Origin of the sequence: Oceanirhabdus sp. W0125-5 (genome assembly GCF_027938815.1) — a bacterium.
GTDB lineage: Bacteria > Bacillota > Clostridia > Clostridiales > Clostridiaceae > Oceanirhabdus.
In genome coordinates this window covers 118,714-143,925 of record NZ_CP115913.1, presented here as the reverse complement: position 1 = coordinate 143,925, position 25,212 = coordinate 118,714, and the positions used below count along the sequence as shown (strand labels likewise).

Genomic DNA, 25,212 nt, shown 5'->3' with positions numbered 1-25,212 from the left:
TATGTAATAAGGTGAAATATATTCGGATAATTTAGTAAATACTGTGGAAATTGAAGGATGTGAGAATATGAAAAAGTATAAGATAATGGTTTTTGTAATAGGAGCGGCTATTTTATTTTCAATACCAACAATACTCAATATGGTAGATCTTTTAGGAGAAAGTCATGAGCATATTAGATTTAAGAAGTATGATAGAGATATAATCAAGAATAAGATAAATAAGTATTCTAAGGAAAAAGAAAAACATATTAAAGAACAAGAAAATTTAATAAGTAAAGAGGAGGATAAGAAAGAAGAAGAGAAAATACCCCAAAAAGAAACAGTACCACCAAAACAAACAATACCACCAAAAGAAGTAAAACCTCCAAAAGATGATGGGAAAAAAGAACAGGGTGATAATTTAATAAACGAGGTATTGAAAATTGTAAACAATGAGAGACAAAAAGCGGGAGTACCAGTTATAAAACTGAGTAGTGAGGTAAACAATGTTGCTCAGAAGAAAGCCCAGGACATGGTAGACAAGAATTATTTTGCTCACAATTCACCTACATATGGATCACCCTTTGAAATGCTCAAAAAATTCAAAGTAAGTTATAGAGCAGCAGGAGAAAATATTGCAAAAGGACAAAGGAGTGCAAATGAGGTTATGAATTCTTGGATGAACTCTCCAGGACATAGAGCCAATATACTTAGTGATAATTATAGTCATATAGGCATTGGAACTGCAGTAGATAAGAATGGTGTTAGATATTGGGTTCAAATGTTTATTGGTAAATAAGAAAATTAAATAAAAAAAGTGATTCAATAGGATATTTTTGGTATAATTAGATAAATATATATATAAGAGGTGGATATATAATTTTGGTATTTTCATTAGGGGGGGTTCTATGATAAGTAGAGATAATTACATACCTTTGTACATACAAGTTAAAGATGAAATATTATCAAAAATACATGATGAAGTATGGAAGGTAGAGGAAAAAATACCTACTGAAAAGGAACTTATGAAGAATTATAAAGTTGGACGAGCTACTATAAGAGAGGCAATCAGTATGCTTGTTAATGAGGGGTACCTTGAGAAGCGACAAGGTATTGGGACATTTGTATGTAGAAGAGATCCTCATTTAGGATTTGAACCTTTTATAAGCTTAGCACTATCACTTAACATAAGGGGATTAAAGCACAATAATAAAATTATACAAAATGATAAAATCAAGCTTTCATTTGAAGAACAAATTGATATGAAATGGCATGAAGATCAAGCATATTATATTGAAAGAGAAAGGTTTGTTGAGGACAAGCTTATAGGAATAGAAAAATTCTATTTTGATTGCGAATTTCAGGAAGAGATACAGGGGGAGAATGTTGCAGATTCACTGGGAAAGATAATTGTTGAGAAACTTAAGGTTCCTATAAAAAGAGTGATACAAGATATTATTTATAGAGATTCAACAATGGAAGAGGCAAGAAGACTGGGATATTCAAATAAGATAAAAATAATGAGTATGATAAGATGGATATATATTGAAGGTAGAGAGGAGCCATTTCAATATATGGAATTAATAATACCTAGCAAGATACAAAAATATTTTATTTAAAACCAAATATTGTTAAAATATAATAAAAAAGGTATAATTAATATATAAAGGTTCGGACGTCCTAATGAAAGAGGTGATTAGTATAGGATATATAAATGGGATTGAAGATACAATAAGAAAAAGGGTTGGAAAAAACGTTTTTTGTAGAGAATATCGAAGTTCAATTATGCTTGAAGGGTTGGTTAATAACTGGGAAGAGGTTGTTAAAGCGGGATATATAGCAGCTAAATCAAATTATAAGGGCGTTATTAATAACCTGAAATATACAGATATGAAGGAGATAAAATATAGTAAACCTAAAGAAAGAGATTTATCTCTAGAAGGTAAAAATTATAATGTTATTATAATTGGAGCAGGGATCATTGGTTGCTCAATAGCAAGAGAGCTCTCTAAATGGGATATCTCTATTCTTTTACTAGATAAAGAAGAGGATGTGGCAATGCAAACATCATCAAGGAATGATGGAATGATACATCCAGGATTTGCACCAAAGGTAGGGTCATTAAAATCTAAATATAATGTTTTAGGAAACAAGCTTTATACGGACATTAGTAAGGAATTAGGTGTAAAAATAAATAGATGTGGATCTAATATGCTATTTGATAAGAAATGGGTAAAAGTTATATGGCCATACATTAGAAATAAGAGCAAAAGGGTTGGAATAGAGGATGTCAGGAAGTTAGGTATTAGTGAGCTTAAAGAGATTGAACCAAATATTAGTGAAGATATAAAATGGGGGGTTCATATACCTTCAACTGCTGTTACATCTCCATACAAGATGACCATAGCGTACGCTGAAAATGCTATAAATAATGGAGTAGATATAGCTCTTAACACTATGATTGAGGATATTTCGGTAGAGAAAAATAAAATTGTTAGTGTAAAAACAAATAAAGGGGAAATAAAAACAGATTTAATAGTAAATGCAGCTGGGGTATTTGCAGATGAAATAGCTGATATGGCTGGTGATAGATTCTTCACAATACATCCAAGAAAAGGAGAAATTATATTATTAGATAAGAAGAAAGGACATCTTCTTAACTCTGTAATAGGAAAAGTTACAATTGGAACTAATAATAGTCATTCTAAAGGTGGGGGATTAGTTAAAACCTTAGAGGGAAATATATTGGTTGGACCAGATGCTTATGAACAACCAGATAAAGAAGATTACTCTACCAATATGAGTAATGTTAATAATCTATTGAAGAAACATTTACCTTTAATAAAAGGGCTTAATAGAACAGATATCATCACATATTGTGCTGGTAGTAGAGCTGCAACTTATAAAGAAGATTTTTTAATTGAAAAGTCAGAATATTTGGAAAATATGATTTATGCTGCGGGAATTCAATCACCAGGATTTGCAGCAGCCCCTGCAATATCTAAAGAAATAGAAAGATTAACTGTTCAGGTATTAAAGAAAAACTTGATGGTTAAGAAAAAGGAACATTGGAATGGGATAAGAAATGCAACTCCTAATATGATGGAACTTACTATAGAAGAAAAGAATCAGGTTATTAAGAAAAATCCTAATTATGGAACTATAGTATGCAGATGCGAGGGGATAAGTAGAGGAGAAATTATAGATGCTCTTAAATCTCCAATACCAGTAAGGAGTGTAGATGGTATAAAGCGTAGAACTAGAGCTGGAATGGGAAGATGTCAAGGTGGATTCTGTATGCCGCTTGTAATGGAGATAATGGAGAAAGAAGGGCATATTCCATTTAAAGATATAACAAAAAAAGGGGGAGAATCAAAAGTAATTTCTGATAAGACCAAAAATAATGATGAGGTGGAAATACATGTATGATGTAGTGGTTATTGGAGGAGGGCCAGCAGGAATGGCGGCTGCAATAGAAGCTCATGATAAGGTCGATCAAGTACTAATAATTGAAAGAGAAAAAAGAGCGGGTGGAATATTAAAACAGTGTATACATGATGGATTTGGGGTTGTTAAATTTGGGGAAAGATTAACGGGTCCTGAATATGCTGAGAGATATGCAAGGCAAATAGAGAAATTAGGTATAGAAGTTATGTTATCCTCTTATGTTCTTCAAATAGTAAAAGACAACAATGAGTTTCATATTACAGTTATGAATGGGGAGTCTGGAGTTCAGATAATTAAGGCTAAAGCTTTAATTCTGGCTAATGGATGCAGAGAGAGAACTGCTAAACAAATCTTTATAAATGGTACAAGGCCAGCGGGAATATTTTCGGCAGGAACAGCGCAATACTTGGTTAATATTGATGGGTATCTTCCTTGTAAGAGAAGTGTGATATTAGGTAGCGGAGATATTGGACTTATAATGGCGCGGAGGTTGACATTAGAAGGAAGCGAAGTTATAGGGGTTTATGAGGCAAAGAGTACTCCTTCAGGATTAACAAGAAATATTGTTCAATGCCTTGATGATTATAACATACCCCTTTATTTAGGAAAAACTATAACTAATATTATAGGGAAGGATAGAGTAGAAGGTGTTGAAATAGCTAATGTAGACACTAATATGAATATATTGCCTGGGAAACGAGAAATAATTAAATGTGATGGAGTGATATTATCAGTTGGATTAATACCAGAGAATGAAATAGCAGAGATGTTGGGTATTAAAATTGATAATAGAACCAAAGGTCCTATAGTAGATAATAATCTCATGACCTCTATTAATGGAGTATTTTCTTGTGGAAATGCATTACATGTTAATGATCTTGTAGATTATGTATCAGAGAGTGGAGAGATAGCAGGAAGGAATGCAGCTGAATATGCACAGAAGGGATATGAAGGTGGTAAAAAGATAGTACAGGTTATAGCTAATAGTAATGATTTTCTTTATTCTGTACCTCAAAGAATAGATATAAGTCAAAGAAATGAAGAGGTAGTGTTATATTTTAGGGTTAATAGAAACATGAGAAATGTAGAAGTAATCATAGACTCAAATAATAAAACAATTTATAAAAAGAAGCATATGGCGTTAAAGCCCCCAGAGATGGAGAGGATTACTTTAAACACAGATAAGATTCAGGGAGATATTGTAATTAGGATTGTAAGTTCTTAATAAGGAGAGAAGTAACATGAAAAGGGATATGGTGTGTATTATATGTCCTAACAGTTGTGAGATGACAGTTATATATGATGATAGTACCTTAGAAGTTGAAGGAAACAAATGCTCTAGGGGTAAGGATTTTGCAATAAAAGAGATACGGAATCCTATGAGAAGCATATGCTCAACAGTTAAAACTGTATTTGAAGAGTTACCTAGAATATCTGTTAAAACTGATGGTGAAGTACCACTTAATATGATATTTGAGGTAATGGATGAGATAAATAAAGTTGTAGTAGATAGGATTCTTTCAACAGGAGATATTGTTTTAGAGAATGTTTTAGGACTAAATGTTAACGTGGTTTTAACAGCAGATATGAAATATCTGATTAAAGGGGAGTTTGGGGTTGGATAAAGTTGTTTTAGTAATAGATTGTGGTACCCAGAGTACTCGAGGGTTAATTTTTAATGATAAGGGAGAATTACTGATTAAGGTAAAAAAAGAATACACACCTTATTTCTCCGATTATCCTGGTTTTGCTGAACAGGATCCTCGCCTTTATTGGAATAAGATGTGTGAATGTTGTAAAGATTTGAAAGAGAGTAATGAAGAACTTTGGAATAAAATTGAGGCTATTACAGTAACAACTATGAGGGATACATGTGTCTACTTAGATGAAGAAGGTGAAATTATAAGACCATCTATGCTTTGGTTAGATCAACGAATGGCAAGATGTGAAGAGGAACTTCCAATTTTAGATAATATGAAATTTAGGATTGTTGGAATGAAGAAAGCGGCTATTATTTCTAGAAGAAAGAGTAAAGTAAATTGGATAAAGGAGAATGAACCTGAATGTTGGGATAGAATATTCAAAGTCATGCTCTTATCTGGATATTTTAATTACAGACTAACGGGAGAATTTATAGACTCCATTGCAAATCAAGTAGGACATATTCCTTTTGATTATAAGAAGCTATCTTGGCCCCAATCAGATAGGAATTATAAATGGGCTTTATTCGGAATAGATAAAAATAAACTGCCTAAGTTAGTAAAGCCAGGAAGTATAATTGGAGTTATAGGGAAAGAATTAAGTGAAGAAACTGGAATTAATGAAGGAGTTAAGATAGTCGTATCAGGTTCAGATAAAGGATGTGAGACTTTAGGGGTTGGGTGTTCAGACTTAACAGGGGTTAGTTTGAGTTTTGGGACAACGGCAACTATACAGACCACATCATCTAAGTATATAGAGCCAATGAAGTTTATGCCTGCATATCCAGCGGTGATACCGGATAATTACAATCCAGAGGTAGAAATTTTTAGAGGATATTGGATGATAAGTTGGTTTAAAAAAGAATTTGCTCAAAGAGAAATGGCAGAAGCTGAAGAGAAGGGAATAGCGCCAGAGGTTCTATTGAATGAAAGATTGAATGAGGTTCCACCAGGAGCACAGGGATTGATATTACAACCCTATTGGGGTCCTGGATTAAAAATGCCAGAAGCTAAAGGAGCAATAATTGGTTTCGGGGATGTTCATACACGCAGTCACATTTATAGGTCTATCATAGAGGGGATTAATTTTGGACTAATAGAGGGGGCAGAAATGATAGAGAATAAGTCCAAGATAAAAATTGAGAAAGTTATGGTTTCAGGGGGAGGATCCCAAAGTGATGCCATATGTCAGATAACAGCAGATATGTTCAATAAGAATGTATATAAAGGGGAGACATATGAAGCTGCAGGACTAGGTGGAGCCATATGTGCATTTGTTGCTTTAGGAACATATTCTGATTTTAATCAAGGAATATCCAATATGGTGAGATATTCTAAGGTTTTTTATCCACAGGAGAAAAATGCAGAGATATATAGATTATTATATAAAAATGTTTACAAGAGGATATATCCAAAGCTTAAAGGGATTTATACAGAGATTCAAAAAATAACTAACTATCCAGAAATATATATTGGGGATAATACGGAGGGGATTAATTATGAAAAATAAGAATGAGGAATATTATCCAAAGTGGTGTGAACAAGCACCTCCTGAGGGAACTTACAGAAGTATATTAAAATGGGGAGATCCAAAGGAATTCAAACATCCTAATAAACGATTATATGCTTTAATGAAAGAACAATTTAATATGACTGATGAGGATTTTAAGACTCCACAAAAAATGGGGTTGGAGAAGGTTCAATATGATGTTCCAATAAGCCTTTCAAATGAGCAAATATCAAAATTCAGAGAGTTCGTTGGAGAAGAGAATGTAAAAACTGATGATTATACAAGACTTGAGGTTGCTTATGGTAAAACTATGATAGATCTTATGAGATTAAGGGAAGGTATCGTGGAGAATATTCCAGATATTGTATTATACCCTAGAGATAAAGAGGATATCAAAAAGATAGTTAAATATTGTCATGAACAGGAAATTCCAGTTTATATTTATGGAGGAGGATCATCTGTAACTAGAGGAGTAGAGTGTGTTAAAGGTGGAATCTCATTAGATATGAGAAAACACATGAAAAAAGTATTAAATTTTAATGAGAAGAATCAGACTATCACAGTTGAAGCAGGGATGTCAGGACCAGATCTTGAAAAAACATTAAATGATGCTCCAAAGTTATTTAATGCTAAGAGACAATATACATGTGGACATTTTCCTCAATCCTTTGAATATTCATGTGTTGGGGGATGGGTTGTAACTAGAGGAGCTGGTCAAAATTCAACGTATTTTGGAAAGATTGAAGATATGGTAATATGCCAGGAATATGTTACTCCTGTAGGAATAATAAAAACAGAAGAATTCCCAGCTAATGCAACAGGACCATCAATAGATGAGATAATGATAGGTAGCGAGGGGGCTTATGGAGTCCTTGTAAACGTTACTCTTAAGATATTTAGGCATATGCCAGAGAATCAGAGAAGATTCAGCTACATTTTTAAAACTTGGGATGACGCTATGGAAGCGGCTAGAGAGATTATGCAAGGGCAGTTTGGATATCCATCTGTATTTAGATTGTCAGATCCAGAGGAAACTGATGTGGCAATGAAACTCTATGGAGTTGAAGGTACAATCCTTGATAAGATTATGAATCTTAAGGGGTACAAAAAAGGTGAGAGGTGCTTATTTCTTGGATTTACAGATGGTGAAAAGAGTTTTACAAAAGTAGTAAAACGTAAGGTTCATAAAATATGCAAGAAGTATGGAGCTATGTACACTACAGGATATGTAACAAAGAATTGGGAGCATGGAAGATTTAGAGATCCTTACATGAGAGAAGATCTTCAAGATTATGGGGTTATGACTGATACATTAGAATGTTCAGTTACATGGGATACTATGAAAAAAGTACATGAAGGGGTTAGAGCATATTGTAAAAGCAGACCTAATACTGTATGTATGACTCATATGTCTCATGTTTACCCTCAAGGTGCAAATCTATATTTCATTTTTATTGCAAAGATGAATGAAATAGACGAGTATCTTGAATATCAGAGCGGCATCCTGGATAATATTCAGAAATATGGGGCAGCAATGAGTCATCATCATGGAATAGGTAAGATGACTGCACCATGGTTAGAAGGTCAGCTTGGAATAGAACAAATGGAGGTTTTCAAAACTCTTAAAAAGCACTTTGACCCTAAAAACATAATGAATCCAGGTGGAACGTTAGGGTTAGATATGAAAGATAGTGAGAAGCGATTCTTACGTGAGGATATAAAAAGATCAGAGTTGAAAATGGAAAGTATAAAGTAAGTTGAGAAAAATGGAAAATGGAAAACTGAAAACGAAGGATATTTCTCTCCGAGAAATTTTAATCTTATTGTTCCATGGACAATAGAGGTTTACTCGTCTCATTTTAATGAAACATTGTATTTGAAATACAATATTTTATCCTAGATAAAATGAGTAAAAACCTCTTGTTCTAAAGACCAATAAAATGTAGCTTCTCACGTAAGTGAGAAGCACCCATCATTATACATTATACATTATACATTATCCATTATCCATTTGTTTTAATCGCACGCACCCGCGTGCCTTTTTTACGTTTAGTCTTTTCTGTTCACGAAATAGTTATAAGCATCATTGAGCTTATATTCTATTTCCTGTTCTTTTTCTTTTATAATCTTTTTTTCTTCTTCAGGAGAGTGAAGGTTCTTATTTCTTTTAATTGAAGACCAAAGATTAAGCTTCATGGAAACACCTCCTACTAAGCATTATGGATTTAGATACGTGTAAGGTTATTTTATGTAATAATCTGAAAGAATAGTCATATAAGCAGCAGACTATTATAGTCAAAATTTATAGGAAAATATATTTTTCTATAACATTAACAAGAATTGGTTATAGTGAATATAATGTAATGAGACTCATTTGTTTGGGGTGTTTTTTTTGAATGAGATTAAAGAAATTGAGAAAGATTTGATTGATATTACAGTTAATCAACGAGAGTATTCAGTTAGACTTGATGAGTTAGAGTCAAAAGTAGACGACATCAATGAGAAGTTTGAAGAGCATAGACAGGAGCATTTAACAGATATAGAGGAATTAATGGATAGATTAAATGCAGTTCGTGATCAAAGTAGTGATACCGACGATATCATTAAAGAGCGATTTACTGAACTTCGTTTTAGACTTGAGGCTCTGCATGAGAGGTTGAATCAATTAAATAATAAAAAGAAAGAATTTAGAGTTGCATTATTATATCCTGCAATAGCTGCGATTGCTGCAGTTATAGTAAATCTAATAATTATGGCATTGAAATAGTAAGACTAAGAACAGATTGTAATGAATAATTACAATCTGTTTGGTGTTTTAAATAAATTTATTTTTCAATAATCTTATTTTATGTTTTAATATAGATATAGATAGACATTTGTTCTTTATTATGAACAGGAGGAATAAAAATGGAAATAAATAATGAATTAATGTTAGAAGGATATACATATTTAGAAAATGATGAAGTTGTAAAAGCATGTGATTGTTGGTTAAAGTTATGGGAAGATATAAAGGAAGTTGGAGCTAGTAATAATATTAAAGCAATAGAAGATATGGATGAAAAAGTTGAAACACCAGAAAGTTTGACCAACTGGGTGCAAGACCTTGAAATGGAACTTGAGAATGCTGGGATTGTTGAAAATAAATATTATGAAGCAAGAATAAATTATTGCAATGAATTCTGTGAAGTATTTCCAATGACTGAAGAGTTTATAGTAATGAGTATGAGAACTGCTGTAGCAGAATCTTATTTTGAGTTAGGGAATGAAAAAGAAAGTGAGAAACAGTTTGAAGAAATTACGAAGGAATATACTGATAGTGTATGGCCATATGTAAAATGGGGTGATACATATTGGTTATCAGCAATAAAGATGGGTAAAGTAACTATTAGGGATTTAATAAAAGCAGAAGAGATATATATTAAAGGATCAAAAATTTCAGATGAAGAGGATCTGGATATTGTTAATGAGAGATTAAATGAAGTAAGGAAATATTTAAAAAAATAATATTCACTAGTTTATAAAATTCTCATATTATATATAGCGGAATATCAAGCTTTGGAGATGTTTATATGAGGATATGTTTAGATGCTGGTCATGGAGGCAAAGATCTAGGAGTATCAGTAAATGGAGTATATGAAAAAGACATAACACTTAAAATTTGTAAGTATGCACGATTTATTGCTAAAAAAAATGGATTTGAGTGTTTTATGACCCGGGAAAAAGATGAATCTTTAGTTAATATAGATAGAGCGTTATATGCAAATAGAAATAATTGCGATATTTTTGTAAGTATACATTGTAATAGTTTTGTAAATGAATTAGCAAGAGGAACTGAAACATGGAGTTATCCATGTAGTGATGAAGGTGAAAAGTTATCACATCATATTCAAGGAGAATTAATAAAGTCCACATCTCTTTTTAACAGGGGATGCAAAAAAGCAAGATTTTCAGTTTTAAATAAAACTGAAATGCCAGCTGTATTAACAGAAGTAGCATTTTTATCAAATCCACAAGAGGCAAAGCTTCTTGTTTCATCCGACTTTTTATGGGAGGTAGCTTCTAGTATTGTAAGAGGATGTTGTAATTATTTTAAAACAGAATTTAAAGAGATTGTATCCTCTGAATTTTTAGGGGAAGAAGAGCGAAATCTTGTATTAGAATTTCAAAAATTTTTAAACTCTCAATGTATATATGATGAAAGTGGATATCCTTTAAGAGAAGATGGGATACTTGGACAAAGAACTCTTAGCGTTTTACAAAAATTTGAGAAAATATTATTAAAAGAATGAGTATGCCTCTATGGATTAATATTAAAATAGTCCATAGAGGTATTTTAATGGAGAATGTGGTATAATTATGAAACGATAAAAGATCAGTTATTTCAAACTCATCCGTCTATAGCTAACAGAGTAAGAGTAATTGAGAAGGAATGCGGGATGGCGTTTGTATTATCAGAGGATAAAATTGAATTAGATTAATAATAGTGATTTGTAAAATAAAATTACTTATATAAGATTTCATGGGGGAATGATATATGATAATACTACACTGTGTAAAGAAAAAAAATTGGGATAAAGTATGCAATGAAAAGGAATATGGATATACAGATTTTAAGAGGAATGGTTTTATACACTGTTCATCAATAGAATATTTTTGGAGAGTGACAGAGCATTTCAATGAACAAGACACAGAATATGTAATTCTTTGCATTGATACTGATAAAGTAAAGGCAGAAATTAAATGGGAAGATTGTGATAGTAATCCTGGACGATATTATCCTCATATATATGGCCCAATTGAAAGAAATGCAATAATAAATGTATTACCATTTTTAAGAGATCCCAATGGGAACTATATAAAGAATCCAGAATTTAATAATATTGAAGATAAATAATAATTTCATTTATAAAAAGGGAAACTAATTTACAATTTTGGCTTAAAGAAGCAGCACATAAAAAACATAGTTGGCAGTAGGAAGTGGATAATGGACAACGAATCAGATTTCTCTCCGAGAAATTTTAATATAATTGTTCCTTGGATAATAAGGTTTTACTCGTTAATTTAAAATTAAACATTGTGTTTACCATACAATATTTTATCTCAGATAAAATGAGTAAAAAATTCTTTTTCCTGAAGAACATTAAAATGTAGGTTCTGACCTTTGGTCAGAACCATCCAACGTTTTCAACTTTCAATTTTCAACTTTCCATTTGTTTTAAGCGCGGTTTTCCGTGCTTATTTTATTAAGCAAACACAATGAGCAGAGATGCCTTCCTCTCTTCCAGTGAAGCCTAATTTTTCTTCAGTTGTAGCTTTGATATTCATACAGTCATGAGAAAGTCCTAGTGTGTTGCATATATTTTCTTTCATTTGAGGAATATGTGGTGCAAGCTTTGGTTTCTGTGCAATGATTGTACAGTCTATGTTCCCAATAGAATATTCTTTATCATTTAATAGATTATTAACATGGGCTAATAATTTTAATGAAGAAATTCCTTTATATCTATCATCAGTATCAGGGAAATGTTTACCAATATCTCCAAGAGCGGCAGCGCCTAAAAGCGCATCGCATATCGCATGAAGAAGTACGTCAGCATCAGAGTGTCCTAATAATCCAACAGTATGTGGAATATTTACTCCGCCTAATATAAGGTCTCTTCCTTCTACTAATTTATGTACGTCATAACCGTGACCAATTCTCATAAATAATATCATCCTTTCAAATACAATTCTATGTTTAATTATAGCTTAAAGAATTAATAAAGAATAGGTCTTTAATAAATAGTATATGGAAAATTTATGAAGAGTACATGATATAATATTGATAATGGTTAATAATGATAAATAATCGTAGTTATGATGAAAGAGAGTTAAGAATATGAAGATAGATAGAGCTATAGGAATAATAAATGAAATATTAAAAAAAGAAAGAGTAACAGTTAAGGAATTAGCAGAGAAGTTTGAGGTTTCAGTAAGAACAATACATAGAGATATTGAGGGAATATGCATGGCTGGGATTCCACTAGTTTCACATAGAGGAGGAAATGGTGGAATAGGTATAATGGAAGGGTTTAAGATGGATAAAAGTGCTCTTACTAAAGAGGAATTAAATAATATAATATTGGGTCTTAAGAGTATTACGAGTATTAAGAATGATAATAACATAAATTTATTGATAGATAAGCTATCACCTCAAGATACATCAGAATTATCTATAAATGATACAATCATAGATCTATCATCATTTTATAAGGAAAGCCTATCAAATAAAATTTCTATAATACGAGGCTGTATAGATAAAAAAAGAGTGATTAAATTTGAGTATTATTCAAGTACTGGAAAATCTGTTAGGAAAATTGAACCATATATTTTGACTTTTCAATGGAATGAATGGTATGTGTTAGGATTTTGTAAGTTACGAGAGGATTTTAGATTGTTTAAGTTAAAGAGAATGGGGTATTTGAGTGGTTTAGAAGAGTGTTATACAGAAAGAGATATACCAGATGAGAAGAAAGATTTTAATAGTATCTTTAATAATAAGGATAAAGAAAAAGTAGTATTAGCATTAGTTGATAGGTCTTTGGAATATATGTTAGTGGATAGCTATGGTGTAGATTCATATGAAGTTGTAGATGAGGATAAACTTAAGTTTTCATTTGAATATGTGAATTTTGAGTGGGCATTGAGATATGTATTAAGCTTTGGAAGCAAGATGAAAGTTATAGAGCCAGAGGAAGTTGTGAAGGCTATTAAGCATGAGTCGCAAAAAATGTTTGAATTATATTATTAATAAAGACGGTGAAAGCAATTTTTTATATAAAAATCCAATAAGTAATAGGACTAAATATAGGTAATATATTAAATTATATAAGAAATTAAATCATAAGATAAAGTAAAAAAACTTAAATAAAAATTTTATAATGTAAAGAATCCATCGAAACATTTGATGGATTCTTTACATTTTATTTAAAAAATTTAGTTGCCACTTCTAATATGATAAGGTGTAAGATCTACATAGTCATAGTATGTGTATGAGTTTGAACAGTCAGTGCATTTTTTTGTTACTTCTATTACATCAGTAGCTGTTTTAACTACACAATCGCTATGCTCAACGCAATCATGATATCTGTATGATTGATGGACTTTAGTTCTGGTAGTAAATATTTTTCCTCCACAATCACATGGTTCATAAGCAAAAGCTGTTATTACCGTGCCTAGTAATAATAATAATGTAAATGAAAGTGTTAATAGTGATTTTTTCATTTTATTCAAATCAATCCCTCCAATAAAAAATATTTACTAATATTGTAACATATTGTAATTAAGTAATGCAATAAATTTACAAAAGATATATTAAAATGAAGAAAATAATAGTAAATAGATGAATTAACAAAATAAAATGATAATTTAGCTGAAATTTGTTATATAAATAGAAAGAAGGATAATTAAAACTCTATTATTTTAATTATCCTTCTTATTGAATGAATTTTAGTTTCCTTTTGCTGCTCTCATGAACATTTGAGTCCAATAAAGAACTCCATTTTTATTTTCTGCAACTCCAACACCTATTTCGGCAAAAGATTCACTTAAGATATTGCTTCTGTGTCCAGGAGAGTCCATCCAAGTTTGCATTACTTCTTTAGGCGTTTTTTGACCGTATGCAATATTTTCTCCTGCTGCAGTATATTTGATTCCCCATTGTTCTATCATATCGAAAGGAGTTCCATATGTAGGGGAATTATGAGCAAAATAGTTCTTGTTTATCATATCTTGAGCTTTGGCTTGTGCACAATCTGTTAATTTAGCATGTGCTTTCAGTGGCTGAAGACCTCTGCTTACACGTTCTTTATTAACAAGTTCAACCACTTCTTTTGCAAAGTCACTCATAGATACTTCAGGTGCTTTAGGTGCCTCTGGTTTTGGGGCTTCAGGTTTTGGTGGTTCCGGCTTTGGAGGTTCAGGTTTTGGCGGTTCTGGGACTTGAGGCATTTCAGGTACTTGAGGTTGTTTAGGTGCATATTTACCCTCCATAGGTCCCATAAACTCATCAGGAATTACTATTCTTTGTCCTCTGAATAATAATCGAGGATTCCTAAGTTTGGGGTTAGCTGAAATTAAACGTCTATAATTAATATTATGTTTTTTACATATCCTCCAGAGTGTATCGCCGCTTTTAACAATATATTCTTTTTCAAGTGCGAATGCAGAAGCAGTACTTCCTATGAAAAGCAATACAATTAAAGAAAAAGAAATAACTTTTCTTTTCATAAAATCACCATCCTTATTTTTTTATAATATGTTTAATACACAAAAGTATTTTAGTTCAATTTCATATGGGATATATAGTGTCAGAGCGTGTCAATCTGCAGTATATATCCTACATGAACTTTATTCAACTTACTTTTGTGGTTAAATCATATTATTAGTATTTATTTAATCGAGATAGATATGTGTATAAAAGAAAATTAAATCACACTATTAAAGTTAAAATATTATACAAATTACAAAAAATAGAATAAAATAAAAGAGTATTACCAAAAATTTTCAAAAATAGTATTGATAAAAGATTAATACAATGATATAATGTGGTATAAGATACAATATTATGTAAGGAATAATAGTGCATTATAAAGGGGGAAGAGGAAATGATTGAAGTTAAAAATCTAACGAAAAAATTCAAGGAAGTTACAGCAGTTAACGATATGTCTTTTACCGTTAGAGAAGGGGAAATTGTTGGGCTGTTGGGCGAAAATGGTGCAGGAAAAACTACAACATTAAGAATGATAGCAACAATGATAAAACCTACAAGTGGAGAGGCAGAAGTGAATGGACACAATATAATCAATAATCCATATAAAGTTCGTGGAGAAATTGGTATCTTATTTGGAGGAGAGGTAGGGCTATATGATAGACTTACAGCTAAAGAAAATATAAGATATTTTGGTGAACTGAATGGAATGAAGAAAAATGAAATTGATGAAAGAATAGTAAATCTTAGTGAAATGCTTGATATGGATGAATATATCAATAGAAAAGTTGGTAAATTCTCAAGGGGTATGAAACAGAAAGTAGCAATAGCTAGATCTATAGTTCATAATCCGAAAGTTATGCTATTTGATGAACCATCAACTGGGTTGGATGTAACATCTTCTAAAATAGTTCAAGATTTTATTTTGAAATGTAAAGAGCAGGGAAAAGCTATCATATTCTCAAGTCATAGTATGAAAGAAGTGGAGAGATTATGTGATAGAGTAGTTATAATTAATAAAGGGAAATTAGTTGAAGATTCAACTTTAGATGGTTTAAAAAGTAAATATGATGATGATGATCTTGAGAGAATTTTTATTAAATTGGTAGGTGATAAATAATGAATATAATCTTAACTGTATTTAAAAAGGAAATAAAAGATATATTTAGAGATAAAAAAACAGTAATAACCAGTATATTGTTACCTTTAATCTTATTACCTATAATTTATGGATTTATGGGAAGAGGTATATCAAAAGATATTGATGAAGTTAATGAAAAATTAAAAATTGCAATTGTAGCTGCTGAAGAAAATAGTGTTGAGGAATATCTGAGTTCCATAGATAATATTGAAGTTATTGAGAGTGATGATATTGTAAAAGATATTAATAAAGGTAAAATTGATGCAGCAGTAATGATTCCTGAGGGAATAGAAGAGGCAATAAAAGAAAATAAGACTATTGATGTTGAAATATTATATGATACAACAAGTAATAAATCATCAATGACAAGATCTGCAGTGTATAATATATTAAATGATTATTCAAAAGAGATTGTTAAAGCTCGCTTAGAGGAAAAAAATATAGATATGAGTATCTTAACACCATTCCAGTTACAGACAAAAGGAATAGAGAAAGATAATAAAAAGGATGGAGTAGGATTAATGCTGCTTTCAATGCTACTACCAATGTTATTGATAATGTATTCAGCTACAAGTCCATTACCAGTAGCTGTTGATTTAGCAGCTGGTGAAAAAGAAAGAGGAACCTTAGAACCATTACTTACTACACAGGCAAATAGAACTTCTCTATTATGGGGAAAACTTTTTGCTATAACAACAATGGGAATAATAACGGTTATAGCATCTTTAACAGGACTATTTATAGCTATTAAGAGAAATCCAGTATTATTTGGCGGTGCAAGTGGAGCTATTGAAATTGATACTAAATCATTATTATTAATTGGAACAATAACAATCCTTGTTACAATGACCTTTGCTGCTTTAGAGTTATCTATAAGTATATATGCAAGATCCTTTAAGGAAGCGCAAACTTATTTAACTCCAGTAACACTTATAGGAATGTTTGTTGGATTTGGTTCCTATGCTATTAATGTAAAGAATGTTTCTAATGGGCAATTTTTTATACCTATATATAATGCAGCAATATGTTTGAAGGAGATTGCATTAGGTAAACTTAATTATACACATTACTGGATTACAATAGCTGTTATGATAGTGGCTGTTATTGCTTCTATATTATTTACTAGAACTATGTTTAACAAAGAGAAGGTTATCTTTAGAACGTAGGTTTGTTAGTTATACACATGTTATCCACAAAACTGTGGATAATGTTGATAACTTATCAGTAAAGTAATTTATAAATCTGTTGATTTTAAGTGAAAATTCAGTAAATTCTATATAAAGAACGAAGGTTTGTATTAAAATTTATAGAAAATTATGATACAAACAAAGAATAAACAAGTTACCCACAGATTACCTGTGGATAACTTGTTTTTTTGTTGATAACTAATATATATAAGTGACGGATAATTATTATTAGAGGATTACCACAATATATCAACATAATATTTGTGGATAACGTAGAAAAATGTTCTATTTCATATTATAATTAATGTAGATAAGGGGGGAGGTTTAGGTAATTATGGTTATATTCGTTCTTTCATGCTTATTTATAGCAATTTTAGGTGTTATATTCACCTTAAGAAAATTTTATCTAGAAACAATCAATAGGAAAATTAAAGATATGAATGCTATTGAAAAAGGTGAATTGGAGAAGGGATTAATCGATAGAGATTTTTTGGATAAGTTACAGCAGGAAAAAGTTTATATAAATTCTATAGATGGGTTTAAATTAAGCGGAGTATTTATACGAGGAAATCAGAATAAGGATAAGACTATACTGGTATCCCATGGAATAACTTCTGGTATACCAGCATCATATAAATATGCTAGACCTTTCATTGAAAGAGGATGGAATGTACTTCTCATATATCATAGGAGACATATTGAGAGTGAAGGTAAGTATTCTACAATGGGATATTACGAAAAGCATGATTTATTATCATGGATAGAATTCATTAAGGAAAAGGTTGTGGATAATAATACAATAGGAATACATGGTGAATCTATGGGAGCTTCTTCAGCATTACTTACGGCTAATATGACAAATGAAATTGATTTCATAATAGCAGACTGTGGATTTAGTAGGTTTCATGATCTTTTAGTATATAAATTAAAAATAAGTAAAATTCCAGTATTCCCTTTAATGAATATTACATATAGTTATACCAAGCTTAAAGCTAAATTTAATGTTAAAGATGTGAATCCAATTGAGGCGATTAAAGAAAGTGGAATACCAGTTTTATTTATACATGGTAAAGAAGATAAATTTGTACCAACATTTATGAGTGAAGACATGTATAAAGAAACAAAAGGATATAAGGAGATATATTTAGTTCCTAATGCGGCTCATGCTCAGAGTATTTTTGTGGATTATGAAACATATAAAAATAAGATGATGAATTTTGTAGATAAAGTATTAGCTCAAAAAAAAGATAAGCAGGGAGTGTAGATATTGAAGGGTACCTTAAGAAGAATTAGTTGTTTTTTCACATTGCTATTTGCTTTATTACTTTCATCCATTTATGGTTTTGCTGCAGAAAACACAGAATATAAGTTTACTGATGTAAATCCATATAAGGTTTGGAAGATTAAATTTAATAAGGAGATAGATGAAAAATATTTAAAGTCAGTTCAAGCTGCACTTAAAGATCAACAAGGAAAAATAACATTTTTACCAATAAGTTTAAGTGTCGATAATAAAGCTATATTAATAGAACCACCAAGTGGAGGATATAAGCAACTAAGTAGTTATGAGTTAAAAATACCTTCTGGGTTGAAGGCTAAGGATGGAGAAATCCTTGAAAAAGCATCATCTATTAAATTTAATGTACGTGAGAAGATTAAAATTCAAGGCGTATTACAAGAAAGATCCTACTTTACTGAAGGAAAAGACATGATTTTTTACATATATTCAAATACCGATAAAGAAGTACAATATAATGTAAAGGTAACAGATATTAATGGTAAGGTTTATAATATTACTGATGGATTCTCTAATAATATAAAAGGAAATTCTACATATAAGATAAAATTGGACAAACTAAGTAGTGGTCAGTATCTATTGAATGTATATATGAAGGTTGTTGGAGAAAGAGAGATATATACAGATGATGGTATCGGATATCATGATAGATACCACAGCGTATTTAAAGTCAATAAAAATAATACTAAGTATGATTTTATGAATGACAATATAAAATTTGAAAATTTTTATTTTATTGAGGATAACAAATATATTTTAATGAAAAATAGCACAATATTAAATCCTTCATTTGAAGGAAAAGATGATTTTGAGTATAGTCTAAAAGTAATGAATGTTGAAAATGGCAAGATTGATAAAAATGCTGTGAAATTTGGACAAATGTTTAAGTGGTCTCCTAAGGATTCAAAAGATCTTTTATTAGAAATAGGAATCAAAACATCTACTGGAGAAAATTTAGGCAGTAAAGTTATTAATGTTGTAACTAATAATATGACTGTTAAATATGTTGATTATAATATGACGGTTAAAGAGTTTGCTATAAAACAAAAAAATAATGAAAGAATGATAATATATGGGGGGAATGGAATGTGGAGAACCCCTACATTGGAGGAAGTTGAATATTATATTGATCCACAAAATTTTATGGATGAGTATGGTATGTATCAATTTTTAATACTTAATTATGTTGAAGGTATGACAGTTGAGGAAGTAAATGAAATATTAAAGGGAAAAGGTATTCTAGAAGGAAAAGGTGCTGCTGTATTAGAAGGAGCAAAAAAATATAATATAAATCCTGCATATCTAATAGCTCATATTATTCTTGAAACTGGGCATGGAAAGGTATCAAAATTAGCTAAAGGTATTAGAGTCACAAGTGTAGAAGGAAAATCTGTTGATCCTAGAATTGTATATAATATGTATGGAATTCAAGCTATTGATGCTAATCCGAATAAATATGGATCAGAATATGCATATAAGCAAGGATGGTTTACTCCAGAAATTGCAATTATTGAAGGTGCTAGATGGGTTGGAGAAAATTATATAAATAGTGATAAGTTTGAACAAAATACTCTTTACGAGATGAGATGGAATAAGAGTGTTATGTGGCATCAATATTCTACAGATGTAAAGTGGGCATATGGTCAAATAAAGAGGATAAAAGACTATCTTAAAAATAGTGAAAATCTAAAATTGGTATTTGAGATACCTAGATATAGGAAATAAAAATGGATAATTGATAATGTATAATGTATAATGATGGACATTTCTCTTCGAGAAATTACAATTTTCTTGTTCCTTAGATAAGTGAGTTTTACGCGCTTCATTTAAAATGAAACATTATACTGAACCACAATATTTTATCTTAGATAAAATGAGTAAAAAATTTGTGATTTAAAGAACAATAATAATGTAGGTTCTGACCACGGGCAGAACCATCCTTCATTATCCATTTTCAATTATACATTATACATTTGTTTTAAGCACGCTGCAGCGTGCTTTTTTATTATTTGTTGCTTTTTCCATTTTGGTTTATTATTAAGTCAAGCTTACGAAAGTTTAGGTACTCTTCAAATTCAGTGAAATCAAGATTAATATTTTGGCTAGTAGCATTAATATATATGATTACATAGGGTGTTCTTGAAAGATATTCTTTTGAAAAATAATCTTTTGCAGTACAAACGTTATATAATCTCTTGAGAGTATCATTATAATTTTTATTAAAAAAACTAGAAGTATTTAATATGCTTTTTCCTTTAGAGTTCAAGGCTTCTATTTTAACAACTTTATTATCTTTGTTTACATTTATTTTAAATTCGGCATTCATGTTAATTATGAATGAAGTAGTTGCTTTGGTATATTTAATGAAATATATACTCACAGCAAGTCCCATAATTAAAATAAAGAAAATTAATAATTTTAATCCTTTATGCATTTCATAGAATTCATATCCAGTATACAATTCTCCTTTTACTGGAGTAATAGAGTTTATCTTTACGATTGCAAATTCATCTTCAGGAGTTAAAATATATACCTTACTACCTTTTACATTCATTACTTTGCCTGATTTTTTCATAGAATTCTCCATATTAGAAATAATTATAACTTTACAATTAATGTTTCGTATATATAATGGCGTATAGTAAATATATACAATTAATAAAATTTTAATATTTATACCTTTAATTGCTGTTATAATATGATTATATAGTAAATGAATATTATTATGCAATACGTAGAAAAATAGATATACGCCTTATGAGGTAATTATTACCATTGTTAAATAATATTTATAAAGAACGGAAGGTCTTATAAATTACTGATATTAAGATTGTAAAAATTTAAAGGTGGCATTAGATGGGAAAAATTAATAAGGGGTTTACACTAAAATTTAATATTGCTTTTATCTTGTTTGGGATAATTTTCTTTCAATCATATTTTAGTGTATTTGCAATCACTAATAATAAGGTAAAGGGTGGAGTTTCTCATTATCCATTGATGCAGGGAGAAAAAATTGAATTGTTACTTATGCTTGATGGGTATTCAGAACCTATTTTCAGAGTTGATATAATTGATGATAAGGGAAATATAAGAAAGTTAACTGAGGGATATAAAGAATTTATTAAAGAGAATGATACTTATAATTTGAAGTTTGAAGAAGAATATACTCTTAATGATAAGAAGTTTAAAGTATACATAAAAGAGAAAGACGAAAAGAATGAAGTAGAGAAATATGAGTTAACTATAAATATTAATGTAAATAGTGGAATAAAATATGATAATTCTTACAAGTTGGACAACCAAAGAAGAGGAAACATTAAAAAGGTATATGATAGAAATGGTTCAATTGAAGATGAGAATTTAATTAGTGAAGGTCTTTCAGAGTTTATTCATAACAATGAGAACCTTATTGGGGATAATATAAAAATTGAAAATAAAGAAGGGGAGTTATATAAATTACATGTTTATCATGTTGAGAGTGATAATTGGATTATTGATAATGAAGAATATAGAAAAGAGATAACATGGACACCTGTAAAAAGCGGAACATATTTCTTAGTTTTATGGATTAAAGATAGTATAAGTAACAATAAATATGACAGATGGGTAATTATGCCTGTAAAAATTAGGGGTAATGAAGAAAATGTTATAATTGATTATATTCTACCCTCTCATGAACCAATGCTTTATAATGATAGATTAAAATTTTATATAAAATCTTCTGGTAGCGATAGATTACAGTATAGAGTATGGGTTATAACTGATAAGGGGAATTATATTGAAATTACTGATGGTTACAGTGAATTCATAGATTCAGATGAAGTCTATGAACTGGATATTGATAGAAACATTGATGTAGGAAATCATACACTGTGGGTACAGGTAAGGACCATAGATGATTATGAGGGTTATAGTAGCTTTAAAGGAAAGAAATTTAGTATACATCCTATATCATCAGAATTGCAAGAAAGTCTTGATAGCAATATTATTATTAGTAGTAATAATAACAAGGTGTATAAAACTGGGGAAGAGATAATCATAGAGGGTATAAATTATCTGGAGTTTCTAGAGATTCTTAAGGATACGGAGTATAAGTATATACTTGGTGTTTTTGATGTAAATAGAGACAAATGGATACAGGTCAATCATGTATATGAAAATATAATTAGGTGGGTTCCAGAAGAAGAAGGGGTTTATTTATTATATCTTTATGTAGCCGATAAAAAGGAAATTGATATGTCCATGAGGACAGGACAAAAAATAGATCAAGTTGGAATTAGAATTGAACCTATTATTGTAAATAATCAATTAAATATTAATAACAGTTCTAAAAAATATACAATAGTTAAATCATTTAAAGACCTATCAGATGCTATAGCAAAAGATTATTTGGTATATATAGCTAATGATAAAGTTGAAAAGGCGTATATGAAATCACTTCAAGTAATTAAACAAATTATTAATGATGACATGACAGAACTAGAGAAGGTAATAGCATTAAATGATTATATAGTTAGAAATACAGAGTATAATACAGATAAAGATATACCAGAAGGCGCAGATTCGTATAATATTTATGGTGTTCTATTTGACAATTTAGCTGTTTGTGAAGGTTATGCAGAGATGATGAAGTTATTCTTGGATTTATTAGGAATACCAAACAGAGTAATAAAAGGGGCAGTTTTCGTAAATAATCTTATTCTTGATCATATTTGGAATGTTGTTGAGATTAATGGTAAAGAATATCACCTAGATGTTACATGGAATGATCCTACACCAGATAAGAGGGATAAAGTTAGTTATGAATATTTTTTAGTAGATGATAGTTCCCTTAATCATCATGCTTGGGATAGAGAGATGTATGGAACATTAGATAATAAAGAATATAGTTATTTTAGTAAGATGCGTTTTCCAGTAAAAGATGGAAAGTGGATATATTATATCAACTTAGAAGATAGGTTTAGATTATATAAAATAAAGAGTGATGGAAGTGAGAATACAAAACTCACTAATGATTCTGTTGTAGATTTTATAGTTGATAAGGAGTGGATTTTCTTTAGTAGTGGAATTGGTGGATATATTTATAGAGTAAATAAAGATGGGTTAGGAGCAATAAGGATAAATAATGAAAATTCATTAGAAATTAGAAGTAAAGGTGAGTGGATCATATACAAGAATAGATTTGATGATCATTATTATATGGTTAAAAAGGATGGAAGCATGAAGCTTCCGTACGAAGGCGAAAAAGAAAATTGAGAATTCGTTTTTTTAGCACGGTTATCCGTGCTTTTTTTATTCCCTAGGAAATTATCATTTATTAAGAAAAGTACAAACATGGTATAATATACCTAAAAGCTGATTCAAATTGAAAGTTAAATCACTAGTTATTTTATAAATAAATTTAAGTATTTTTAAGGAGTGGGGGAAGTTATGAAAATAGAAAAAGGATTTAATGAGTACTTGATACATTTAAGAAGGGAGTTTCATAAATATCCTGAAGTTAGCTGGAAAGAGTTTGAGACAAGTAAGAGAATAAAAGAAGAACTGACAAAAATGGGGCTTGAATTTAAGGAGTGTGCTTCAACAGGTGTGGTTGTTGATATTGAAGGTAATACCAGAGGTAAGAGGGTGTTATTGAGAGGTGATATAGACGCTTTAGAGTTGACTGAAAAAAATGAGTTTGAATTTAAATCCTTAAATAGTGGAGTTATGCATGCATGTGGTCATGATGCACATATTGCTATGCTGCTTGGGGCTGCCAAACTTCTAAATGACAATAGAGAGCTTATTCAGGGGAGTGTAAGGATTGTATTTCAGCCTGCGGAAGAATGTGGTGAAGGTGCTGAGAGAATGATATCAGAAGGGGTTTTAGATGGTGTAGATAGTGCTTTTGCAATACATATATGGTCTATGTTAGAGAATGGTAAAATTTCTGTTGATGAGGGTGAGAGAATGGCATCACCAGATATTTTTAAGGTAAATGTAAAAGGAAAAGGATGTCATGGGTCTTTACCTCAAGAAGGGAAAGATGCTTTAGTTGCAGCTGCATCTATGGTTATGAATTTACAAACAGTCATTAGTAGAGAAATAAGCCCACTTGAGTCAGGTGTAGTGACTATAGGGGAACTGAAATCAGGTTCAAAATATAATATAATTGCTGAAGAAGCGATGCTTAGCGGAACAGTTAGAGCTTTTAATCAGGAGACTAGACTTAAAATTAAAAATTCAATAGAGAGAATAGTAAAGTCGACAGGTGATATGTATGGTGTTAATACTGAAATGGAATACATTTTTGGTCCGCCACCAGTTGTTAATGATAAAGAGTGTAGTAAAATAGCTGAAGAAAGTGTTAAGAAACTATTTGGAAATGAAAGTTTGATTTCTATGAGAAAACTTACAGCTGGAGAAGATTTTTCTTTGTTTGCTGAAAAAGTACCATCAGTATTGGCATTTTTAGGTGCAAGAAAAGAAGAAGCGTATCCTCATCATAATCCTAGGTTTGATATAGATGAAGATAATCTTGAAAAAGGGGCTAAATTATATATGCAATATGCAGTTGATTTTCTAGGAAAATAGTTAAGAATTATGTATAAAATATCCTTAGATATTTATGTTATATAGTGGTATAAACTTAAAGAGTTTGTACTGCTATATAATACGAATTAATTGTAAAATCAAGTGCTGAATATTAATAAATGGTGAA

At 30.4% G+C, this 25,212-nt stretch carries 24 protein-coding genes; 19 read left to right on the top strand and 5 right to left on the bottom strand.

What is annotated here, in order from left to right; all coding sequences use genetic code 11:
- Positions 1-67: 67 nt before the first annotated feature.
- From OW730_RS00675 to OW730_RS00645, 7 genes are all read left to right on the top strand, one after another.
- Positions 68-778, top strand: a complete 711-nt coding sequence (locus tag OW730_RS00675) for a CAP domain-containing protein (RefSeq protein WP_271227253.1) — start codon at positions 68-70, stop codon at positions 776-778.
- A 109-nt stretch (positions 779-887) separates the two neighbouring features.
- Positions 888-1,598, top strand: coding sequence for a GntR family transcriptional regulator (locus OW730_RS00670; protein WP_271227252.1), 711 nt, complete (start codon positions 888-890; stop codon positions 1,596-1,598).
- Between the two features lie 64 nt (positions 1,599-1,662).
- On the top strand, positions 1,663-3,408 hold the full coding sequence (locus OW730_RS00665) for an NAD(P)/FAD-dependent oxidoreductase (RefSeq protein ID WP_271227251.1): 1,746 nt from the start codon (positions 1,663-1,665) through the stop codon (positions 3,406-3,408).
- Positions 3,401-4,651: an NAD(P)/FAD-dependent oxidoreductase gene (locus OW730_RS00660; protein WP_271227250.1), complete on the top strand. Its 1,251-nt coding sequence runs from the start codon at positions 3,401-3,403 to the stop codon at positions 4,649-4,651. The genes OW730_RS00665 and OW730_RS00660 overlap by 8 nt, the downstream gene beginning before the upstream one ends.
- Before the next feature lie 16 nt (positions 4,652-4,667).
- The gene (locus OW730_RS00655) at positions 4,668-5,051 is read left to right on the top strand and encodes a DUF1667 domain-containing protein (RefSeq protein ID WP_271227249.1); all 384 of its coding nucleotides are present in this window, start codon (positions 4,668-4,670) and stop codon (positions 5,049-5,051) included.
- Positions 5,044-6,636 (top strand): FGGY-family carbohydrate kinase, encoded by a 1,593-nt coding sequence (locus OW730_RS00650; protein ID WP_271227248.1) that lies wholly within the window; start codon positions 5,044-5,046, stop codon positions 6,634-6,636. Before OW730_RS00655 ends, OW730_RS00650 begins: the two co-directional genes overlap by 8 nt.
- Positions 6,626-8,392 (top strand): FAD-binding oxidoreductase, encoded by a 1,767-nt coding sequence (locus OW730_RS00645; protein WP_271227247.1) that lies wholly within the window; start codon positions 6,626-6,628, stop codon positions 8,390-8,392. Before OW730_RS00650 ends, OW730_RS00645 begins: the two co-directional genes overlap by 11 nt.
- 293 nt (positions 8,393-8,685) lie before the next feature.
- Here the strand turns inward: OW730_RS00645 and OW730_RS00640 are convergent, their stop codons facing one another.
- Positions 8,686-8,832 carry a hypothetical protein gene (locus OW730_RS00640; protein WP_271227246.1) on the bottom strand — a complete coding sequence of 49 codons (147 nt, stop codon included), beginning with the start codon at positions 8,830-8,832 and terminating at the stop codon, positions 8,686-8,688.
- A gap of 196 nt (positions 8,833-9,028) precedes the next feature.
- Between OW730_RS00640 and OW730_RS00635 the strand changes: the two genes are divergently transcribed.
- From OW730_RS00635 to OW730_RS00615, 5 genes are all read left to right on the top strand, one after another.
- A complete protein-coding gene (locus OW730_RS00635; protein ID WP_271227245.1) occupies positions 9,029-9,403 on the top strand; it encodes a hypothetical protein in 375 nt (124 codons plus the stop codon).
- A 140-nt stretch (positions 9,404-9,543) separates the two neighbouring features.
- Positions 9,544-10,140: a hypothetical protein gene (locus OW730_RS00630; protein WP_271227244.1), complete on the top strand. Its 597-nt coding sequence runs from the start codon at positions 9,544-9,546 to the stop codon at positions 10,138-10,140.
- A gap of 65 nt (positions 10,141-10,205) precedes the next feature.
- Positions 10,206-10,925: an N-acetylmuramoyl-L-alanine amidase family protein gene (locus OW730_RS00625; RefSeq protein WP_271227243.1), complete on the top strand. Its 720-nt coding sequence runs from the start codon at positions 10,206-10,208 to the stop codon at positions 10,923-10,925.
- A 54-nt stretch (positions 10,926-10,979) separates the two neighbouring features.
- Positions 10,980-11,114 (top strand): hypothetical protein, encoded by a 135-nt coding sequence (locus OW730_RS00620; RefSeq protein WP_271227242.1) that lies wholly within the window; start codon positions 10,980-10,982, stop codon positions 11,112-11,114.
- Between the two features lie 56 nt (positions 11,115-11,170).
- Positions 11,171-11,530, top strand: a complete 360-nt coding sequence (locus OW730_RS00615; protein ID WP_271227241.1) for a DUF952 domain-containing protein — start codon at positions 11,171-11,173, stop codon at positions 11,528-11,530.
- Positions 11,531-11,871: 341 nt separating this feature from the next.
- Here OW730_RS00615 and ispF read toward each other — a convergent pair whose 3' ends face one another.
- A complete protein-coding gene (gene ispF, locus OW730_RS00610) occupies positions 11,872-12,339 on the bottom strand; it encodes a 2-C-methyl-D-erythritol 2,4-cyclodiphosphate synthase (RefSeq protein WP_271227240.1) in 468 nt (155 codons plus the stop codon).
- A gap of 175 nt (positions 12,340-12,514) precedes the next feature.
- On the opposite strand from ispF, the gene OW730_RS00605 reads away from it, so the two are divergent.
- Positions 12,515-13,426, top strand: a complete 912-nt coding sequence (locus OW730_RS00605) for a helix-turn-helix transcriptional regulator (protein WP_271227239.1) — start codon at positions 12,515-12,517, stop codon at positions 13,424-13,426.
- 185 nt (positions 13,427-13,611) lie between these two features.
- Here OW730_RS00605 and OW730_RS00600 read toward each other — a convergent pair whose 3' ends face one another.
- A complete protein-coding gene (locus OW730_RS00600) occupies positions 13,612-13,908 on the bottom strand; it encodes a hypothetical protein (RefSeq protein WP_271227238.1) in 297 nt (98 codons plus the stop codon).
- A gap of 216 nt (positions 13,909-14,124) precedes the next feature.
- Positions 14,125-14,904 (bottom strand): CAP domain-containing protein, encoded by a 780-nt coding sequence (locus OW730_RS00595; RefSeq protein ID WP_271227237.1) that lies wholly within the window; start codon positions 14,902-14,904, stop codon positions 14,125-14,127.
- A 377-nt stretch (positions 14,905-15,281) separates the two neighbouring features.
- Here OW730_RS00595 and OW730_RS00590 point away from each other — a divergent pair, with 377 nt between their 5' ends.
- The 4 genes from OW730_RS00590 (at position 15,282) to OW730_RS00575 (ending at position 20,234) form a co-directional block, all read left to right on the top strand.
- Positions 15,282-16,004 (top strand): ABC transporter ATP-binding protein, encoded by a 723-nt coding sequence (locus OW730_RS00590; protein ID WP_271227236.1) that lies wholly within the window; start codon positions 15,282-15,284, stop codon positions 16,002-16,004.
- Positions 16,004-17,191, top strand: coding sequence for an ABC transporter permease (locus OW730_RS00585; protein ID WP_271227235.1), 1,188 nt, complete (start codon positions 16,004-16,006; stop codon positions 17,189-17,191). Before OW730_RS00590 ends, OW730_RS00585 begins: the two co-directional genes overlap by 1 nt.
- Before the next feature lie 355 nt (positions 17,192-17,546).
- Positions 17,547-18,476 carry an alpha/beta hydrolase gene (locus tag OW730_RS00580; RefSeq protein ID WP_271227234.1) on the top strand — a complete coding sequence of 310 codons (930 nt, stop codon included), beginning with the start codon at positions 17,547-17,549 and terminating at the stop codon, positions 18,474-18,476.
- Positions 18,477-18,479: 3 nt separating this feature from the next.
- Positions 18,480-20,234, top strand: a complete 1,755-nt coding sequence (locus OW730_RS00575; RefSeq protein ID WP_271227233.1) for an N-acetylglucosaminidase — start codon at positions 18,480-18,482, stop codon at positions 20,232-20,234.
- 280 nt (positions 20,235-20,514) lie between these two features.
- On the opposite strand, the gene OW730_RS00570 is transcribed toward OW730_RS00575, so the two are convergent.
- A complete protein-coding gene (locus OW730_RS00570) occupies positions 20,515-21,084 on the bottom strand; it encodes an anti-sigma-I factor RsgI family protein (protein WP_271227232.1) in 570 nt (189 codons plus the stop codon).
- A 281-nt stretch (positions 21,085-21,365) separates the two neighbouring features.
- Here OW730_RS00570 and OW730_RS00565 point away from each other — a divergent pair, with 281 nt between their 5' ends.
- Complete coding sequence (locus OW730_RS00565) at positions 21,366-23,765, top strand: DUF5050 domain-containing protein (protein ID WP_271227231.1); 2,400 nt, start codon at positions 21,366-21,368, stop codon at positions 23,763-23,765.
- Between the two features lie 174 nt (positions 23,766-23,939).
- The gene (locus OW730_RS00560) at positions 23,940-25,085 is read left to right on the top strand and encodes an amidohydrolase (protein WP_271227230.1); all 1,146 of its coding nucleotides are present in this window, start codon (positions 23,940-23,942) and stop codon (positions 25,083-25,085) included.
- Positions 25,086-25,212: the final 127 nt, after the last annotated feature.